Origin of the sequence: Paenibacillus sp. J5C2022 (assembly GCF_025567625.1) — a bacterium.
Taxonomy (GTDB): Bacteria; Bacillota; Bacilli; order Paenibacillales; family Paenibacillaceae; genus Pristimantibacillus.
This window is the reverse complement of sequence record NZ_JAOQJC010000047.1, coordinates 43,734-60,326: the sequence shown is the minus strand read 5'-3', so window position 1 is coordinate 60,326 and position 16,593 is coordinate 43,734. Positions and strand designations below refer to the sequence as shown.

13 protein-coding genes are annotated in these 16,593 nt (G+C 51.4%); 8 read left to right on the top strand and 5 right to left on the bottom strand.

Features of this window, described 5'->3' with window-relative positions; genetic code table 11:
• Positions 1–58: 58 nt before the first annotated feature.
• Both M6D81_RS26860 and M6D81_RS26855 read right to left on the bottom strand, forming a co-directional pair.
• A complete protein-coding gene (locus tag M6D81_RS26860; protein ID WP_262680266.1) occupies positions 59–898 on the bottom strand; it encodes a PRD domain-containing protein in 840 nt (279 codons plus the stop codon).
• Positions 885–2,372, bottom strand: coding sequence for a PTS transporter subunit EIIC (locus M6D81_RS26855; protein ID WP_262680265.1), 1,488 nt, complete (start codon positions 2,370–2,372; stop codon positions 885–887). The genes M6D81_RS26860 and M6D81_RS26855 overlap by 14 nt, the downstream gene beginning before the upstream one ends.
• Before the next feature lie 906 nt (positions 2,373–3,278).
• On the opposite strand from M6D81_RS26855, the gene M6D81_RS26850 reads away from it, so the two are divergent.
• Positions 3,279–3,671: a hypothetical protein gene (locus tag M6D81_RS26850; protein ID WP_262680264.1), complete on the top strand. Its 393-nt coding sequence runs from the start codon at positions 3,279–3,281 to the stop codon at positions 3,669–3,671.
• 735 nt (positions 3,672–4,406) lie between these two features.
• Here the strand turns inward: M6D81_RS26850 and M6D81_RS26845 are convergent.
• Positions 4,407–5,183 (bottom strand): 3'-5' exonuclease, encoded by a 777-nt coding sequence (locus M6D81_RS26845; protein ID WP_262680263.1) that lies wholly within the window; start codon positions 5,181–5,183, stop codon positions 4,407–4,409.
• Between the two features lie 194 nt (positions 5,184–5,377).
• Here M6D81_RS26845 and M6D81_RS26840 point away from each other — a divergent pair, with 194 nt between their 5' ends.
• The 4 genes from M6D81_RS26840 to M6D81_RS26825 all read left to right on the top strand — a co-directional run bounded on the left by M6D81_RS26840 (position 5,378) and on the right by M6D81_RS26825 (position 9,595).
• Positions 5,378–6,190 carry an undecaprenyl-diphosphate phosphatase gene (locus tag M6D81_RS26840; RefSeq protein WP_262680262.1) on the top strand — a complete coding sequence of 271 codons (813 nt, stop codon included), beginning with the start codon at positions 5,378–5,380 and terminating at the stop codon, positions 6,188–6,190.
• Entirely contained in the window at positions 6,190–7,374 is a 1,185-nt protein-coding gene (locus tag M6D81_RS26835) for an MFS transporter (RefSeq protein WP_262680261.1), read from the top strand. Before M6D81_RS26840 ends, M6D81_RS26835 begins: the two co-directional genes overlap by 1 nt.
• A 43-nt stretch (positions 7,375–7,417) precedes the next feature.
• Positions 7,418–8,626: a multidrug effflux MFS transporter gene (locus M6D81_RS26830; RefSeq protein WP_262680260.1), complete on the top strand. Its 1,209-nt coding sequence runs from the start codon at positions 7,418–7,420 to the stop codon at positions 8,624–8,626.
• 423 nt (positions 8,627–9,049) lie between these two features.
• On the top strand, positions 9,050–9,595 hold the full coding sequence (locus M6D81_RS26825) for a 50S ribosomal protein L25 (RefSeq protein WP_262680259.1): 546 nt from the start codon (positions 9,050–9,052) through the stop codon (positions 9,593–9,595).
• 214 nt (positions 9,596–9,809) lie between these two features.
• Here the strand turns inward: M6D81_RS26825 and M6D81_RS26820 are convergent, their stop codons facing one another.
• Positions 9,810–10,490: a class I SAM-dependent methyltransferase gene (locus tag M6D81_RS26820; protein ID WP_262680258.1), complete on the bottom strand. Its 681-nt coding sequence runs from the start codon at positions 10,488–10,490 to the stop codon at positions 9,810–9,812.
• A 228-nt stretch (positions 10,491–10,718) separates the two neighbouring features.
• On the opposite strand from M6D81_RS26820, the gene M6D81_RS26815 reads away from it, so the two are divergent.
• A complete protein-coding gene (locus M6D81_RS26815; protein ID WP_262680257.1) occupies positions 10,719–11,582 on the top strand; it encodes a helix-turn-helix transcriptional regulator in 864 nt (287 codons plus the stop codon).
• Between the two features lie 73 nt (positions 11,583–11,655).
• Here the strand turns inward: M6D81_RS26815 and M6D81_RS26810 are convergent, their stop codons facing one another.
• A complete protein-coding gene (locus M6D81_RS26810) occupies positions 11,656–13,890 on the bottom strand; it encodes a glycoside hydrolase 5 family protein (RefSeq protein ID WP_262680256.1) in 2,235 nt (744 codons plus the stop codon).
• Between the two features lie 267 nt (positions 13,891–14,157).
• On the opposite strand from M6D81_RS26810, the gene M6D81_RS26805 reads away from it, so the two are divergent.
• Both M6D81_RS26805 and fumC read left to right on the top strand, forming a co-directional pair.
• Positions 14,158–14,826, top strand: coding sequence for a bifunctional 2-keto-4-hydroxyglutarate aldolase/2-keto-3-deoxy-6-phosphogluconate aldolase (locus tag M6D81_RS26805; protein WP_262680255.1), 669 nt, complete (start codon positions 14,158–14,160; stop codon positions 14,824–14,826).
• A 227-nt stretch (positions 14,827–15,053) separates the two neighbouring features.
• A complete protein-coding gene (fumC, locus tag M6D81_RS26800) occupies positions 15,054–16,439 on the top strand; it encodes a class II fumarate hydratase (protein WP_262680254.1) in 1,386 nt (461 codons plus the stop codon).
• Positions 16,440–16,593 lie beyond the last annotated feature (154 nt).

The window sequence follows — 16,593 nt, the reverse complement described above, 5'->3', positions numbered from 1 at the left end:
AGTTTTGGATTGAACTGCATAAGTCATGTGAAGTGGTTCGATTTAGCTCTACTTGCCGTTACATTTGTTCCCGTTGACTGGATCGCTCGATATGCAGCGCCAGAAAACCTACCTCATCCTCCGGCACGTCCTTGTTCAAATGATCCTTCAAAATAGCCGACAACGTCAAGGAACGCTCATAAGAAATAGGGTATTCCGCTTGAATGCGGCCCAGCAGCGGATTACGGATATGCGTCTCTTTCTTCACTCTGTCGATCAGTCCCTTCAGATGGGAGATGAAGCGAATAGAGGAGAAGGAATCGTTGAATTTAAGTCCGATCGACTTCGCTTCATCCATCACCTTGGCGACTAGGCGAACGACTGCGAGCGTATCCGTCCCCCGTTCCCGATTGCGTGCACCGTGGAAGTGCATCGCGAGAAAGGCGATCTCGTCCTCCGGCAGACCCGCGTCCAGCTTTTCGTTCAAGTAGTGAACGGCTTCCGCAGCGGCATCGTATTCTTCCTTGTACATCAATTTGATTTCATAGGAGAACGGGTTCGTAATAAGCACGCCTCGCCGACAACGCTCGATGGCGAAGTTGATATGATCGACCAGGGCAGTGTGAATCGTCTCGGAGAATTCGCCTTCCAGACGTTGCTGCGCCATGGCAATGACTTCTTCCGTTACCGCGACAATTTTCGTATCGACATAGTTCAGTATCTGCTCGTAGTGTTCAATGGTTTCCATTGTATGCAATAAAAACTCCTGTGTAATTTCTTTTTCGTCAAGCATGGCTCCCGGCTTCTTCTTGAAGCCGATGCCCTTCCCGAAAGTAATCGAGTTCTTCCCGGAGGAGAGCTTCGTCATCACGACGTTATTGGACAACACATGAATGATCGTACGATCAAGATGAGCCATAGCTAGCTTCACCTCCAGTGTGGGATGCGTCAGAGCGAAGCTTCTGAACCTCATCCTTAATCAATTCGGAATCCGTCCCGAATACGATGTGGACATGTCCCCGGCCAAGATGAATGATGCCGGCTGCGCCAAGCAGCTTCAGCGCTTCTTCCCGTACTTGGCCAGTATCGGACAAGGTCAGTCTTAACCGGGTAATACAGGCGTCGATTCCGACGATATTATCTATGCCTCCAACCAGATCGACGACATCCAGCGCTTTCTGCGACATCAGCTTGGGGCTGACAGTTCGGACTGGCGCTGCTGCTTCGACGTTCCGCTGAGCCGCTTCCGGCTCTCTTCTTCGTCCTGGCGTCGGCAGATTGAATGTCCGTATGCAGACATAGAATGTCGCGTAATAGACGATGAAATAAGCCAATCCAACCGGGAATATGAGCCACGGCTTCGTGGATATGCTCCAGTTCAGCATCAGGTCGATGAAGCCGGCGGAGAAGGTGAAGCCGATCTTCGCATCCAGCACATACATAACCATCATGGACACTCCGGTGAGCAGAGCGTGAATAATGAACAAGAGCGGCGCCACCAGCATGAAAGCGAATTCAATATGCTCCGTTATGCCGGTCAGGAAAGAAGTGAACGCAGCGCTCGCCATAATGGACATAATGACCTTGCGGTTCTCTGGAGGGGTGCACTTCACCATGGCAAGCGCAGCGCCCGGCAAGCCGAACATCATAATAGGGAAAAATCCCGCCATGTAGGTGCCCGCCGTAGGATCACCGGCATAGAATCTTGTCAAATCGCCCGTGACGATCTTGCCGCCCGCCTCAGCGAATTCGCCGATCTGGAACCATAGAATGTGGTTGACGATATGGTGCAGCCCCGTCGGTATGAGCAGGCGGTTAATGACTCCGTAAAGCAGCGTGCCGATTCCACCGGTCGCTTCCAGCCACAAGCCGACGGATTGCATGCCCTCCTGGATCGGCATCCAGATGAAGCCGAGCAACCCGCCGATTAGCGTCATGGTCAATGAAGTGACTATGGGGACGAAGCGCTTGCCTCCGAAGAAGCCGAGTGCCTGCGGCAGCTTGATGTCCTTGAAGCGATTATACAGATAAGCGGTTACAATTCCGGTGATAAGTCCTCCAAGCACGCCCATCTGCACATTCTCTTCCGCTAAATCCTTCGTCACAAGAGCCACTTCGAACGTTTGCATCACTTCCTGAAATACTTTGTACCCGACAGCTGCGGAAAGTGCTGCGACGCCTTTGTCTCCGGTCAGTCCGATTGCGATGCCGATGGCGAAGAGCAACGGCAGGTGATCGAATATGGCGCCTCCGCCGGCTTCGCAGATGGCTGCGATCTTCTGCCAGACGGGATGGTGGAAGTCGATCTTGCCGAATCGGAACAAGATGGCTGCAGCGGGCATGACGGCGATAGGAATCATGAGCGAGCGGCCTATTCTCTGTATATAGCTCATCTTAAGCCCCTTTCTTGGAACAGAAAACATAAAAAAGGGCATAGCTCAAGAAAGACTCCTCTTGAACTAATGCCCTCTTAAGGTAACACGTTCGTAAATGGCGTATGGTATGAATCACCTATATATAAAATTATACTTGTTACCGCTTTATTTTGTCAAAATATAAATTGTTGGAATTGATTTGGGGGGATTTGGGAGCGTTTTGGTAACAACATCAGGGCGTCTGAGGGAGGCGGTTTGTATGAAATATCATAAAAAAGTGGCGGATTGGGCGTCTGAGGGTGATGGTTTGTACGAAAAATCGTGCAAAAGTGATGGATCGAGCGCCGAGATGAGGTGTTTTGTGTGAAAAATCGTACAAATCGCAGCACGCAAGGTCTCAGAAGGCGGAGTTTGTACGAAAAATCGTACAAAAGTGATGGATCGAGCGCCGAGGTGAGGTGTTTTGTGTGAAAAATCGTACAAATCGCAGCACGCAAGGTCTCAGAAGGCGGAGTTTGTACGAAAAATCGTGCAAAAGTGATGGATCGAGCGCCGAGGTGAGGTGTTTTGTGTGAAAAATCGTACAAAAGTGATGGATCGAGCGCCGATTTTGGGTGAGTTGTGCGTAACTTCATAATAAATGTTAATTTTTTCGTTACTTGCAACTTGGGAACGCATTGGTTAAGATAGAGGTAGCTAATAATCATTGTGGCGAAGCACGCCCCGAATTTCCTTTCAAAGTAAAGGGAAATCGGGGCTTTTTGTATGCCGGAAAGGGTAGTGATATGCATGAGTTTTGAGCTTGAACATGAGAAATGGATAATGAAGCACTTTTCGAATCGTCGGGGGGAGCGAAGAGATGCACTGAATAGGGGGCACGGGTACGGAAATCGCTTGTTTGTTGAGAAAATATGGTGGATGCTGATGGGACATTTTGTGGGCTTACATCCGGAATATGAAGTAAAGGATTGGCGTGGACGATCTTATTTTGTGGACTTTATGTGGATATTGGGCGGGCTGCGATTCGTATTCGAGATTATGGACTATGGCTCGCATGGACAAGATCGTTCGAAATATCGATTGGATATGAATCGCGGACTGTTTCTCCAATCGCAGGACTATCACGTGATTAACATATCTTTGGATGAGTTGAAAGAAAACCCTTCACTTGTTCTGGCGATGGTACGCAGTATTCTGTCTCCCTATCTTGCGGCCGTTCAAGACGAGCGCGATACGTTATATAGAAAGTACAGGAAAATTGAGCGACAACTGATGCGGCTGGCCATTCGTAACAATCGAATGCTTCATCCAGCGTAAGCCGCGAAAGAATTGGAGATGCATAAGCAGACAGTCATTAAATACTGCCGTAAATTGGCGGAACAAGGAAAGTTCCGCGCAATCTCGACGGGAACAAGCGGTAAAGTATATCAGTATGAGTATATTGGATCGCTCCAAAGTCCCGATGTACTACTGTAAGATAGAGGAGGCTGCGAGTAGCAGGTCGGCTAACTTAGAGCTGCATCGATGGACTGGAACATGCGGCGCCATGATTGTGTGGTGCATCGATGGACTGAAACATGCGGCGCCATGATTGTGTGGTACATCGACGGACTGGAACATGCGGCGCCATGATTGTGTGGTGCATCGACGGACTGGAACATGGGGCGCCATGATTGTGTGGTGCATCGACGGACTGGAACATGGGGCGCCATGATTGTGTGGTGCATCGATGGACTGAAACATGCGGCGCCATGATTGTATGGTGCATCGACGGACTGGAACATGGGCGCCATGATTGTGTGGTGCATCGACGAACTGAAACTGGGCGCCATGATTGTGTGGTGCATCGACGGTCTGGCTCATGCGGTGCATGATTGCGTGGTGCATCGACGGTCTGGCTCATGCGGTGCATGATTGCGTGGTGCATCGACGGTCTGGCTCATGCGGCGCCATGATTGCGTAGTGCAGCGATGGTCTGAATCGCACAACGCTATTATTGTGTATTGCAGTTGTATAAGTGTACTTACTGTCTCACTTGCCGATCAACGCAATTCATTGCGGCTTGTCCGCAGCCTTGGCCAGCTTGTCCGCTTCCACTTCAAAGTACTGCATCATTTCGGCTTTCTTGCGAGGATCTTCAAGCTTGACTTTATCCTTCAGGAACTGCTCTTCAAATACGTCCCACTTTAGCTCTTGCTTCTTGGAACGCATCATTCGGACAGCGCTCTTGATCATTCGACGTTCCTTCGCGTTCGTGAACAGGTCCCTGTAATGCTGCTTGTATTGGTCGAAGTCCATATGCTCACACACTTTGCGGAAAATGTCAGCCGTCATCCGGGCGTCATCGAGCGCTCGGTGCGCGTTGCCCTCCGCCGTCAGCTCCAAATCCTGCAGTGCCGCTTCAACGCTCACGTCATTACTCAAGCCGCGATAGCGCAGGAAGCCCTTGAGCAGATCGAAGTATTGTACGGATAGCCAATAGGCGTCATCCAGCTTATGCATGCGTGTGTCCAGCACAATTCGCTTTAAATCCTCGCCGCCCCAAGTAATGAGCAGGTAGGAATTGTAGTCGCCTAGCCATTCCAGGAAGTCTCCGATGACTTTGGGAAAGCGGGCTGCGGAATCGATCGAGGATTGGGGAATACCCGTCTTCTTCTGAATGAAGCTGTTCAGCTTGGCGAAGTAGACAGGCTTGATGAATGCCGTGAATTCATCGACCGCCTCCAGCTTCTCGTTCAAGCGCACCGCTCCGATCTCGATGACTTCCATTGGCAGTTCGCTGGCGAATTTTCGCCCGTTGAATTCAATGTCCAGTACGATATAGTCCAAGTAATAACCTCCGTTAATAAAGATGCCTCTTCCATTCTAGCAGATTAAGCCGCGCATTGCTCGGGTGAGAGAGGGAATTTCAATCCGGCTCGTAATCGTTTATACTATTAAAGGTTGTACTAATCGACACGATTTCATGACGGATTCAAAAAGAATGGATAGGGCAGCACACCCTTGGGAGGGCAAACAGAAACATGGATGAGCTAATACTGTGGTTGAAGTATGTTTTTCTCGGCATTGTACAGGGATTCACGGAACCAATCCCGATTTCCTCTAGCGGGCATCTCATTATCGTACAGCGTCTGCTCGGCATGGAGCAGAAAGGGTTGTCGTTCGAAATGTTCGCGAACACGGCATCTTTTCTCGCTATCGTATTTATTTATCGCAAGCTGATCAGCCGCTTGTTCTTGAACGGCTTAAGCTACATACGGACTCGCAAGCCTGAGCATCGTTCGGATTTCATGTTTATCGTGTATGTGGTTGTTGGTACGATTCCTGCAGTTGTCATCGGACTTCTGTTCGAAGATTGGATTGCCGAGGTATTGACCAATGTGCGCACAGTAGCGATATCACTGCTTGTGACAGGCGGAGCCTTGTGGCTGATTCGCAATATGAAGGGCATTAAGCGCGAAGGTGATCTGAGCGTGAAGGATGCGTTTCTCGTCGGCTTGGCCCAAGCCGTGGCAATCATTCCCGGCATTAGCCGCTCCGGCGCGACTGTTATCGCATCGCTTGCCGTCGGTATGAAGCAGGAGACGGCGCTTCGCTTTTCGTTCATGCTTTATATTCCGATCAGTCTTGGCGGCCTTGTACTTGGCTTCTCTGACCTTTCCAGCGATCCCGCCATCTCGTCGCTCATTATGCCATACGTGCTTGCCTTTGTGGCGACGATGATTATGACCTACATTTCCATGAAGTGGCTCATGGATATTATGGAGAAGGGCAACCTGAAGTATTTCGCTTATTACTGCTTCGTTGCTGGTGTGCTCTTGCTGATCTTCCTGTAATGGGTACGAAATTCGCATTCATTAAAGGTTTTAATTTTTTTGTATACGGAGCCATCTCGGTTTACAGCACGTTCTTCGCGCTGTATCTCCAGGGGCTCGGCTGGTCGATGGTGGAGATCGGCGCACTGCTGGCGGGCGGGCCTGTCGTCTCCATTGTGGCCAATCCTCTGTGGGGCTATTTAAGCGATCGTACGCGTAACTTGCGCCTCATTCTGATCATCATGCTGTCCGGCGCAATGGTGATGCTGAGCATCGTCTTCGCAACGGAATCTCCAACGGTCATCTATTGTTTCATGTTGTTTTTCTTCTTCTTCCAAATGCCGCTGTTCTCCCAAAGCAACAGCCTTATTCTGAACAGTATCGAGGGCACATCCCACAATTTCGGCGCATTCCGGCTATGGGGATCGCTGGGGTGGGCTGTGCTTGCTGTCTTGTCCGGACCTATCATCGATATGGTTGGCATTGAGCAGTTGTGGGTGCTCGTTCTGGCTATGATGCTGATGTCGATTCTGTTCGCGCTGGGACTGCCGCGAGGTGGCGCCGCAGACAATCGGCTGGGCGGAGGGGACCCTGCGAAGTCAAGCTTCCGCTCTGTTTTCTCCAATGGCTTCTTCCTGCTGTTCCTGTTCCTTGGACTGCTTCTGTCCATTCCCAATGCGATGAATCAAACCTTTATCTCTATCTACATTGCGGAGCTTGGAGGGAATGCGAATATGATCGGCTGGGCGGCGTTTTTGTCGTCTGTATTTGAAATTCCGGTGTTTCTGCTGCTGGATAAATATCTGAAGCGGAGCATGTCGACGATGATGCTATGTCTCGTAGGGGCAAGCCTGCTGTTCGCCGTACGATGGGGGCTGATGGCTGCAACGGATACTGCATACGGCGTGTTGGCGGTTCAGGTCATGCATTGCATCACGTTCGGAGGCTTCTATTATATCGGAACCAGAATGACAGCGATGCTCGTACCATCCCAATTCCGTGCATCCGGTCAGGCGCTCTATGCGTTAATCTATGGCGGATTGTCAGGCATGATTGCGGGTGTCTTCGGCGGATGGCTGTTCCAAGAGCTAGGTGCAAAAGCGATGTATTCTGTAGGCGCCGGGCTGGCATTAGTGGGAATCGGCGGTTATCTGATTATGTACCGGTTAGGAAGGCGGAGAGAGGCTGCGGAAACGGCTGGATGAGAGTGCCTTGCAACACGATTAGACAGAAAGGTGAAGATGATAGATGAATACAGAATCATTGAGTCGGCCGGCTACGGCTTCTCGCCGGCTCACTATGGCAGTCATGCTAGGAGCGTTGGCCAGTATCGGACCCCTGTCGATCGATATGTACTTGCCTGCTTTGCCCACATTGGCGGAGGAAATGCATACAGGGCCGTCGATGGCGCAGCTTAGTCTGACGGCGTGCTTGATCGGCATCGCTTTGGGCCAACTGATCGTAGGTCCTATCAGCGACGTAAGAGGGAGGAGGGCCCCGTTGCTGATAGGGGTATCCGCTTATGCCATTATTTCATTGTTATGCGTATTTACGCCGGGCATCCTTTCCTTCATCGCGCTGCGCTTCCTGCAGGGCTTTGCGGGCGCTGCCGGGATAGTTATAGCTCGCGCTTGCGTGCGCGATATGTACTCCGGCGTGGAACTGACGAAGTTCTTTGCCCTGCTAATGCTGATTAACGGAGCAGCGCCTATATTGGCGCCTATGATCGGCGCCGAGGTGCTGAACCACACATCATGGCGAGGTGTATTCGCTGTGCTGAGCGTGCTGGGCGTGCTTCTGCTGCTAGGCGTGCTCCTTGTGCTGAAGGAGACACTGCCTCTGGAACGCCGTTCCAGCGGGGGGCTTCGAACAGCGTTGGCCACCTTCCGCAATCTGCTGAGCAACTCCCAGTTTATGGGCTATGCCTTGACGCAGGGACTAGTAATGGCAGCTATGTTCGCCTATATTTCCGGCTCTTCATTCGTCTTGCAGGAAATCTATCATGTCACGCCTCGCACATACAGCTGGCTGTTCGGATTGAACGGCGCCGGATTGATCCTTGCCACGCAGGTGGCGGGAAGGCTTGCGGGCAAGCTTGAGACGCGTTCGCTGTTGAAGGCCGGGCTTGCCGTGACGTCGGCAGGTTCTGTGCTTTTGCTGGCGGCGGTGCTGCTGAAGCTTGGACTTGGAGCGGTCGCGACGGCGTTCTTCCTTGTCGTCTCCAGCGTGGGCATCATCGCGACGGCGACCACCTCTCTGGCGCTGCAGGATCAGGGGCGTACGGCGGGCAGCGCATCGGCATTGCTGGGAATGATGTCCTTCATCTTCGGCGGGATGGCGGCTCCGCTCGTCGGTCTGGGTGGCGAGAATACAGCCGTTCCGCTTGCGATTGTCATCGCATTGCTGGTTGCCGGCGCGGTGGCGAGCTGTACGCTGATGACGAAGCCGAAAGGGTGAGGGAGAGGCACCTGTCCCGCCCTATATGGCTCGTCCGAACCAAAGCAGCCTCTTATCGCTCATAATGGTCACGTAGGCGGGGGAAGAGCAGCAAATTTCCGCTCTATCGCTCAAAATGCTCACATAGCCCCGTCAGAGCTGGCTCGTCTACCTCAAAGTCGCCGCCCATCACTCATGTTGCCGCCTGGAGCGATGGACATAACAATCTTTCTGTGCTATGGTAGCATGAATATATGATTTCGATAACTCATCAGGCATCCCGCCTTTTATAAGCGGGGTGCCTTCCTCTATATTAGGGCGTTTTTACATTAAAAGTAACTTGGGAGGTGGTGATGCTATGTTTCTCTTTGTAGCCCCGATCGGGGTGAGTTGGTGTTGGAACTATACGCGCAGCAATTCAAAATAAAGAGGAGCGGATTATAAATGAAGACATGTCTGCAAGCGGAATCGCGCACAAAGATAAATCGTTCAGGACTTCGGAAACTTCGCCAATCGGGACAAGTGCCCGCCATTGTGTTCGGTAAAAATACGGAAGCCGAGATGATTCATATTTCGTCCATTGCATTTAAAAAGTGGATGCGAGACAAAGGGAGCGGATTTATTCAGCTTCAGTTCGGCGAGGAGCGGAGTCTGCCTGTCTTATTGGAAGATTACCAGCATGATCCTGTCACAAACGATATCATACACGTTGATTTCCAAAGGGTACAGGACAAAGAGATTATTCGCACGAAAATTCCGGTCAAGTATATGGGCACGCCGGCTGCGACAAAAAATGGAGGTGTCGTTCAAGTTCAGAGCACATTTATTGAAGTTGAATCGTTGCCGAAATTTCTCCCTGACATGGTTGAACTTGAAATCAGCAACTTGGGAATAGGCGAGACCTTGTCTGTTAAAGATGTTGCTTTCGCACTGGAAATCACCGTCGTATCATTGCCAGACGAGGCCCTGATCTCGGTGGTCAAGCCATAATGACATAATGAGTATGAAGAGCATTGCAAATTAAGCGATCGATAGAATGATGAATACAGGAAGACGGCTTTTGACTTCACAATCGAAGCGAAGCCGTCTACCATTATAAATTCCTCTACTGTACAGAAAAGTTAATCACATGCCATAACGCGCAAACCATAACAGAAATATCATAATGGTAATGCTCTTATAGTAATGCTCAAATGGCAATGTTCTAATGGGCCGCGCGTCCGAAAAACACCGCAAATTCATGATGCTTGTAGACGCAATCGACATGTCTGAAGCCGGCGTCCTCCAGCCACTGCAACTGATCCAACAGGTGGGCGTTCCGATCCTGCTCCTTGCGACGCCTGGATGCCTGAATAGCAGCCGAGTCCAATCCGCTTGCTTCCACATCGTCGTCCCACAGCTTGTGGTATTGCTCATCGATAGAAGGGGTTGAACCTGCTGCTTGATCGGCATTAACGAAGCAGCCGCCCGGCTTTAATATACCGTGAATCGTGCGGAACAGCTCCTGCTTCTCCGCATGGCCCAGATGATGGATGGACAAGGAGGAGACGACAGCGTCATACTTGGCGTCGAACGGAAAAGCCGTATAGTCGGCCGAAATATAGCGAACATGGGTGAAGCTTCCCAGCCTGCTCTTCGCCATTGCCAGCATGTCGTCGCTGAAGTCGATTAAGGTCATGCAAGCCTGGGGGAACTTGTGCAAGAGGAAAGCCGATAACAGGCCGGTGCCTGCTCCCAGATCCAATATGGCGGGCGATTCACTTTCCACTAAAGTCCATCTGACGGCCGATTCGTAGAAATCATCAAAGCAAGGAATCAGGCCTCTTCGCTGCTCATCGTAATGTTTTGCTACTTCGTTAAACTGTTGTTTGACAATATTACTCATATCCATTCCTCCCAATCCGTCATTTGCGATTAACTATACGGCAAATTGTTTATAATTTGAAATATATAAAACGTATATTTCTTATAGGTTATATCTATAATTGTTCTCACCAGCATCCCGCCAGCATGGTGAAACTGATCCATCCTATTTATTCCGCGATCATAGGTTGGTATAATTTATGCGAAAGGTGAAAAGGTGTCCTATTCCAATAAACCGGGGAGTGAGCACATGCAATCCAATCGTTATCCTCTTCAGTTTTATTATAAAGATCGCAGCACGTATCCCTTCAATCTGCATTCCCACCGCGAATGCGAGATTTATTATTTGCATGAGGGGAAGGGAACCTTTATTCTCGGAGACACCATTCATGAGCTGCAGCCCGGCGACCTCATTTTGGTTAGCGCTTTGACACCGCATTCGTCCAATGCGGATTACCGGTATCCTTACATACGTTCAACCCTTCACTTTGAAACCGGTTACATGAAAGGGCTCGTTCACGAGCCTGCGCTGAGAAAGGGATTTATGCCGTTCGAGCGCGAGGAGAACCTGACCTTGCGTCCCAATCGCAGACAGCGGCAGGAGCTGGAAGCGATTTTTTGCGAATTGCATCAGCATTCCTTGAACAAGGAGAGCAGCAACCGTTTCTTGCTGCATTTGCTGGATTTGATCTGTTTCGTATCATCGCTATGCCATACGTCTGACCGTCCCCATCAGAGCGGCAGATCCGATAAGGCAAGCAAGGTTGGCGAGATTATCGCTTATTTGGACGATCGATTCCGTGAAGATATTGAATTGGATCAGCTGGCGAGGCATTTCTTCATGAATAAAACCTATATCGCAAAAATATTCAAGGAAGTGACGGGAGTGACGGTGTTCGAATATTTGAAAAACAAGCGGATCAACCAGGCTAAAATCATGCTTCTGATCAATCCGACCCTGTCCATTACAGAGGTTTGCTTTGAGCTGGGATTCAAGCACAGTTCTCACTTCAGCCGAACGTTCAAGACGTATGCGGGGGTCACGCCGGAGGAATATCGAAGAACGATGAAAAGAAGCCAGTTGCCTGCGAGGGTCAGCCTTCAGCCATGGTAGATGAAGAAGCCCCGGTTGCTTCAACCGAGGCTCCAAAGGAAGGGAGCCGCAAGGCACCCTCTTGCATAGGCATTTAATAAACTCTAGCAAGCGGAACAACTTCTTCCTTAATAGCCGCAATAGCCTGGAGCAGCTCATGCCGTTTTCCGTTCAAAGCGTCATCCCCTTGCTTGTTCACCCAATCCTGCAAACCTGATAACAGATGCAGCGCCTTCGCAGCTTCGCGACCAGCCTTGTCGTATTCCGGTTCGAGGCCTTCCAAATAGCCGCCCAGTTTCTCCAATTGCCTGATCAGGAGCGCAGTTCGCGCCATCCAATAACGATTGTCAAGCTCGTCATGCATCGCTTGCAATTGTTCCTCAGCGGCGTTCACGATGGATGAGAATGGCGTAATTCGATAGACAATCGCCTGTTCCATACCGAGCTGGAAGTGCGCTTCATTCTCCCAGGTCCATACTGGACATGCGGCGGTGCCGCCACCGTACAATGTCTCGATTTTGTTGCCCGCTTGCGGCAGCGGAAGGAGAACAGATTGTTCTTGAGCGGAAATGTTGACGGCAACGGCATATTGCTCGCCGTCAAGCTCCCATATGCCCCATGGCGCGACAGGGCTGTCAGACTCCGCTATCCGATGGCCTTCGGTTACAAGCCTGCCGATCAATTGCTGTTCTTCCGCGAACTGCATTAGCCCTTGCCACAGGACGGATTCTCTCAGCTTCCAGCCGGGATCGTTAACCGAGTAGTAGGCAATCCCCTTACTGCCGGCCAGTATAGCTTGATAAGCCATATTGCGAACTTGCTCGATGGTCGGCAAGTAATCCCAGACATCAGAATTCGGGAATCGGAATGTCTGCAGCACTGTCCACACCGGTTTATCGCCATTCACAGCGGCTATGGCCTGATTTACGCTGTCGGTGACAGTGGATATCGGCTCCATCTCGCCATGCTTGGTGTTGAATGGATACTGATCGGTCACGAGTATGTCCGTCGCTTGTCCGGTTGAAGGATAAGCTTCGAATATATTTTCGACCATATAGGTGGGGTGCAAGGGATCGATTGTACGAATCAGCTTGTAGGCATCCAGCAGCTCCTGCTGCTCAACGCCATTGTAGGTCGGCTCGTCCATAATCATCCACCCAAGCACGGCCGGATGATCCTTGAACGTTGTGACCATATGGCGGGTAACCTCGAAGTTCTCCTTCACCTTCATATTCAGGTACAGAGGGACGAAAACCTTCAGGCCGTTTGTATGTGCCGCATCGAGGTTGGTCCGCATCGTTCCTTCATCGCTTGTATGAATGCCCTGAACGGTATTGACGCCAATCTCGTCCATATAAGGATAGTCTTGAACGGTAACATGATAGCCGATGACGGGATAGAAAGGCTCGCCGTCCACGAGCACCAGACCATTGTCGGGCAGCTGTGCGGGACGCTCCCAGCGATAGATGGTCTTCGTCTGCTGCTCGATGCTTTGTCCTGCTTGGAGCAAATTCAGTGACAAAGTATACGCTGATCCTGTCTCCATCAAGGTTGGATCGAAAGCCTGCGTCCAATGCGGCACAGCCTCTGTCGTCGTATCGAACAGAATATCGCCGGAATCGTTTGTCATTTGCATGTGAATGGATTTGTCGCTGTAGCTTCCATCCAGCGGTTCCAGCAGCACATCGACCCGGGCTTCGTTCAGATCGGGGTAATAAAAGGTGTGATCCGTGTAGATGGATTTCATCGCCAGCTCCACAGGATCTTTCGTTTTCACAACAGACACGTCATCGAAGTACACCCTGCCCTTGCCGTACAATCGCGTATAGACCGCCATGTATGCTGCGTCCGGCGGAGCCTCCACCTCATAGCTGAAGGCATGCCACTGACCGTCATGCATGGAAGAATCGATGTAGGGGAAGGATTGCCCTACGAGCTCGCCGTCTGTCTCCTTATCGTAGAATTCAATTTTATAACCGGCGTTGCCTTGAATCTGCACGGATTTGTAACGGGACGTCACTTCATAAGTCGCCCCTGCTTCGACAGGCACTTGCTGCATAACCCATGGCTTGTTGGAAGTCTCCGTCGCAATGACGATGCCATACGTGCCTGTGTACGCGGCTTCTTCCGCCGCGTGAATGCCGATATTCCAATCTCGGTTAATGACCGACCAATGCTCGGGAATCGTTCCGTTCACGCTCTCGAAGCTTCCATTGGCCAACAGGTTGTGATTGCCTCCATCTTCTCCGAAGACTACCATGTTGGAGATACAAATGAATGTCCAGAAAGCCAACAATAGAATTGAACCTTTTCGAATAACCGCTTTCATTTTCACCCTCCTCGTATAATTCCTTCGATTGGATTGCGTCCCGGCTCCTCCCCTCTTGTCGAATTACATTTATTGTAGCAAGCCCGACGGCTCGCTTTTTGTCTTGTATTATGCAATTTGGGGGATTTCCTTAACGCTTGTTCTGTTATTTGCCCCCCCTGCTCCGTAGCTCTCTCTCGTTGAAGGCATCCTGGAAAAGGATTATAATGAGACAGGAAGCATGGTACGTTCGAAAAATGAATAGTGGAGAAGGAGAGAAGTCCGATCATGAAGAAACTGAAGGTGCTGCAGCAGCTTACGGACGCCGGCGTCGTTGCCGTTCTGCGTGCGGATTCCGCCCAGGAGGTTGCCGAGATGGCCCGTCGCGCCATTAAAGGCGGGATCAAAGCGATCGAGATTACGATGACCGTTCCTTTCGCCTTGCAGGCTATTGAACAACTATCGAAGGAGTATTCCTGCTCTGTAAGCGCGGACGCGGACAATTATGCGATTATCGGCGTCGGTACGGTGCTGGACCCCGAGACTGCGCGGGCAGCCATTATGGCAGGTGCGGAATATGTCGTAGCTCCTGCGCTGAATCCGGATACGATTCGCATGTGCAATCGCTATGCCGTTCCCGTTATGCCAGGGACAATGACGATTCAAGAGATTCAGAACGCGCTTGAGCTTGGCGTCGATGTGGTGAAGCTATTCCCTGGCAATCTGTACTCGCCAAGCGTCATCCCATCCATTAAAGGTCCGCTGCCGCAGGCGAACATTATGCCGACGGGCGGCGTCTCGTTGGACAATCTGAAGGATTGGATTAAAGCAGGAGCGGTAGCGGTAGGCATTGGCTCCGATCTGACGAAGGAAGCCGTGGCCAAGGGAGACTTCTCCATTATCGAGCAGAAGGCTGCCGCATATATCTCGGCATACCGCGAGGCGAAAGGGCTGTAAAGAGAAGGCTCGTTATTTCATTATTCAACAAAGATTAGCAAGGATTCCCCTATCTTCAAGGAGCATAGCGAGTAAGAGGAACTGCCGAAAAGCAATGAACGGCAGGAGAGGCGGAACGTTAGTGGGTATCCCCTTCTGACAAGAGGTCAATCAACGCGCATTCTGAGCACTGTCGTGTTCCCGAAAATACCCACGTGGATTGAAACAGTAAAGGAGTCGTTGTGACAATGGATTACCGGATTGAGAAAGATACAATGGGTGAAATTAAAGTTCCGGCAGACAAGCTGTGGGGAGCGCAAACACAGCGCAGTCTGCAAAACTTCAAAATCGGCGGCGAACGGATGCCGATCGAAGTCGTATACGGCATGGCGATCGTGAAGAAGGCTTCCGCTTTCGCGAACCGCACGCTCGGTGTGCTGGATGGAGAGAAAGCGGCTGTCATCGGAGAGGTCGTGGATGAAATTCTGAGCGGCAAATGGGACGAGCACTTCCCGCTTGTCGTATGGCAGACTGGCAGCGGCACACAGACGAACATGAACGTGAACGAAGTTGTCGCCAACCGCGCCAATCAATTGCTGCAGGAGCGCGGCAGCGAGACGCGCATCCACCCCAACGACGATGTGAACCGTTCCCAGAGCTCGAATGACACATTCCCGGCAGCGATGCATATCGCAGGCGTCATCGCGTTGGAGGACAAGCTGCTTCCGGCGATTGACGTGCTGAATGGTACGCTTCGCGAGAAGATGGAGAAATACGCCGACCTCGTAAAGATCGGCCGTACTCATCTGCAGGATGCGACGCCGATTACGCTGGGGCAGGAAATCAGCGGCTGGTCGGTCATGCTGGACAAGTCGCGCGCAATGCTCGTTCAGAGTGTGGACACTATGCGCGAGCTGGCGCTTGGCGGTACTGCTGTAGGGACAGGACTGAACGCGCATCCTGACTACGCTGAAGCCGTGGCGGAAGAAGTGACGAAGCTGACAGGCAAGCAGTTCGTCACCGCGATCAACAAGTTCCATTCCTTGACTAGCCACGACGCGATGGTCTACACGCACGGCGCGATTAAAGCGCTGGCTGCCGACCTGATGAAAATCGCTAACGACGTCAGATGGCTGGCAAGCGGTCCGCGCTGCGGCATCGGCGAGATCTCGATTCCGGAGAACGAACCTGGCAGCTCCATTATGCCAGGCAAGGTTAACCCGACGCAGAGCGAAGCGCTCACGATGGCGGTATGCCAGGTGATCGGCAACGATACGGCGATCGGCATGGCGGCCAGCCAAGGCAACTTCGAGCTGAACGTGTTCAAGCCGGTCATTATGTACAACTTCCTGCAGTCGCTGACGCTGATGGCGGACGCGATGATCTCGTTCAACGACAATTGCGCAGTCGGCATCGAGCCGAATGAAGCGGTCATCAAGCGCAATCTGGAGCAGTCGCTCATGCTCGTGACGGCGCTCAATCCGCATATCGGCTACGAGAATGCGGCGAAGATCGCCAAGAACGCTCACAAGAAAGGCATTACGCTGAAGGAATCCGCATTAGAGAGCGGCCTTCTGACATCGGAGCAATTCGATGAGTATGTGCGCCCTGAGAACATGATCGGGAAACGTTAATCGCGATACAAGAAAGAGATAGAGAAGATGCTGATCGGTTGCGGTGCCCCGCAAGCCCGAATCTGCAAGAGGCCCATGCCATTCGCGCATGGGCCTGCTTGTTTTCACCAGTGCGCCTGGGAGATGGCTACGACAGCAGTTGCAGGAGCACTCA

Excerpts from the sequence above, each read along its gene's own strand:
- M6D81_RS26860 (WP_262680266.1), bottom strand. The coding sequence starts at position 898 with ATGGCTCATCTTGATCGTACGATCATTCATGTGTTGTCCAATAACGTC.
- M6D81_RS26855 (WP_262680265.1), bottom strand. The coding sequence starts at position 2,372 with ATGAGCTATATACAGAGAATAGGCCGCTCGCTCATGATTCCTATCGCC.
- M6D81_RS26850 (WP_262680264.1), top strand. The coding sequence starts at position 3,279 with ATGGGACATTTTGTGGGCTTACATCCGGAATATGAAGTAAAGGATTGG.
- M6D81_RS26840 (WP_262680262.1), top strand. The coding sequence starts at position 5,378 with ATGGATGAGCTAATACTGTGGTTGAAGTATGTTTTTCTCGGCATTGTA.
- M6D81_RS26835 (WP_262680261.1), top strand. The coding sequence starts at position 6,190 with ATGGGTACGAAATTCGCATTCATTAAAGGTTTTAATTTTTTTGTATAC.
- M6D81_RS26830 (WP_262680260.1), top strand. The coding sequence starts at position 7,418 with ATGAATACAGAATCATTGAGTCGGCCGGCTACGGCTTCTCGCCGGCTC.
- M6D81_RS26825 (WP_262680259.1), top strand. The coding sequence starts at position 9,050 with ATGAAGACATGTCTGCAAGCGGAATCGCGCACAAAGATAAATCGTTCA.
- M6D81_RS26820 (WP_262680258.1), bottom strand. The coding sequence starts at position 10,490 with ATGAGTAATATTGTCAAACAACAGTTTAACGAAGTAGCAAAACATTAC.
- M6D81_RS26815 (WP_262680257.1), top strand. The coding sequence starts at position 10,719 with ATGCAATCCAATCGTTATCCTCTTCAGTTTTATTATAAAGATCGCAGC.
- M6D81_RS26810 (WP_262680256.1), bottom strand. The coding sequence starts at position 13,890 with ATGAAAGCGGTTATTCGAAAAGGTTCAATTCTATTGTTGGCTTTCTGG.
- M6D81_RS26805 (WP_262680255.1), top strand. The coding sequence starts at position 14,158 with ATGAAGAAACTGAAGGTGCTGCAGCAGCTTACGGACGCCGGCGTCGTT.
- fumC (WP_262680254.1), top strand. The coding sequence starts at position 15,054 with ATGGATTACCGGATTGAGAAAGATACAATGGGTGAAATTAAAGTTCCG.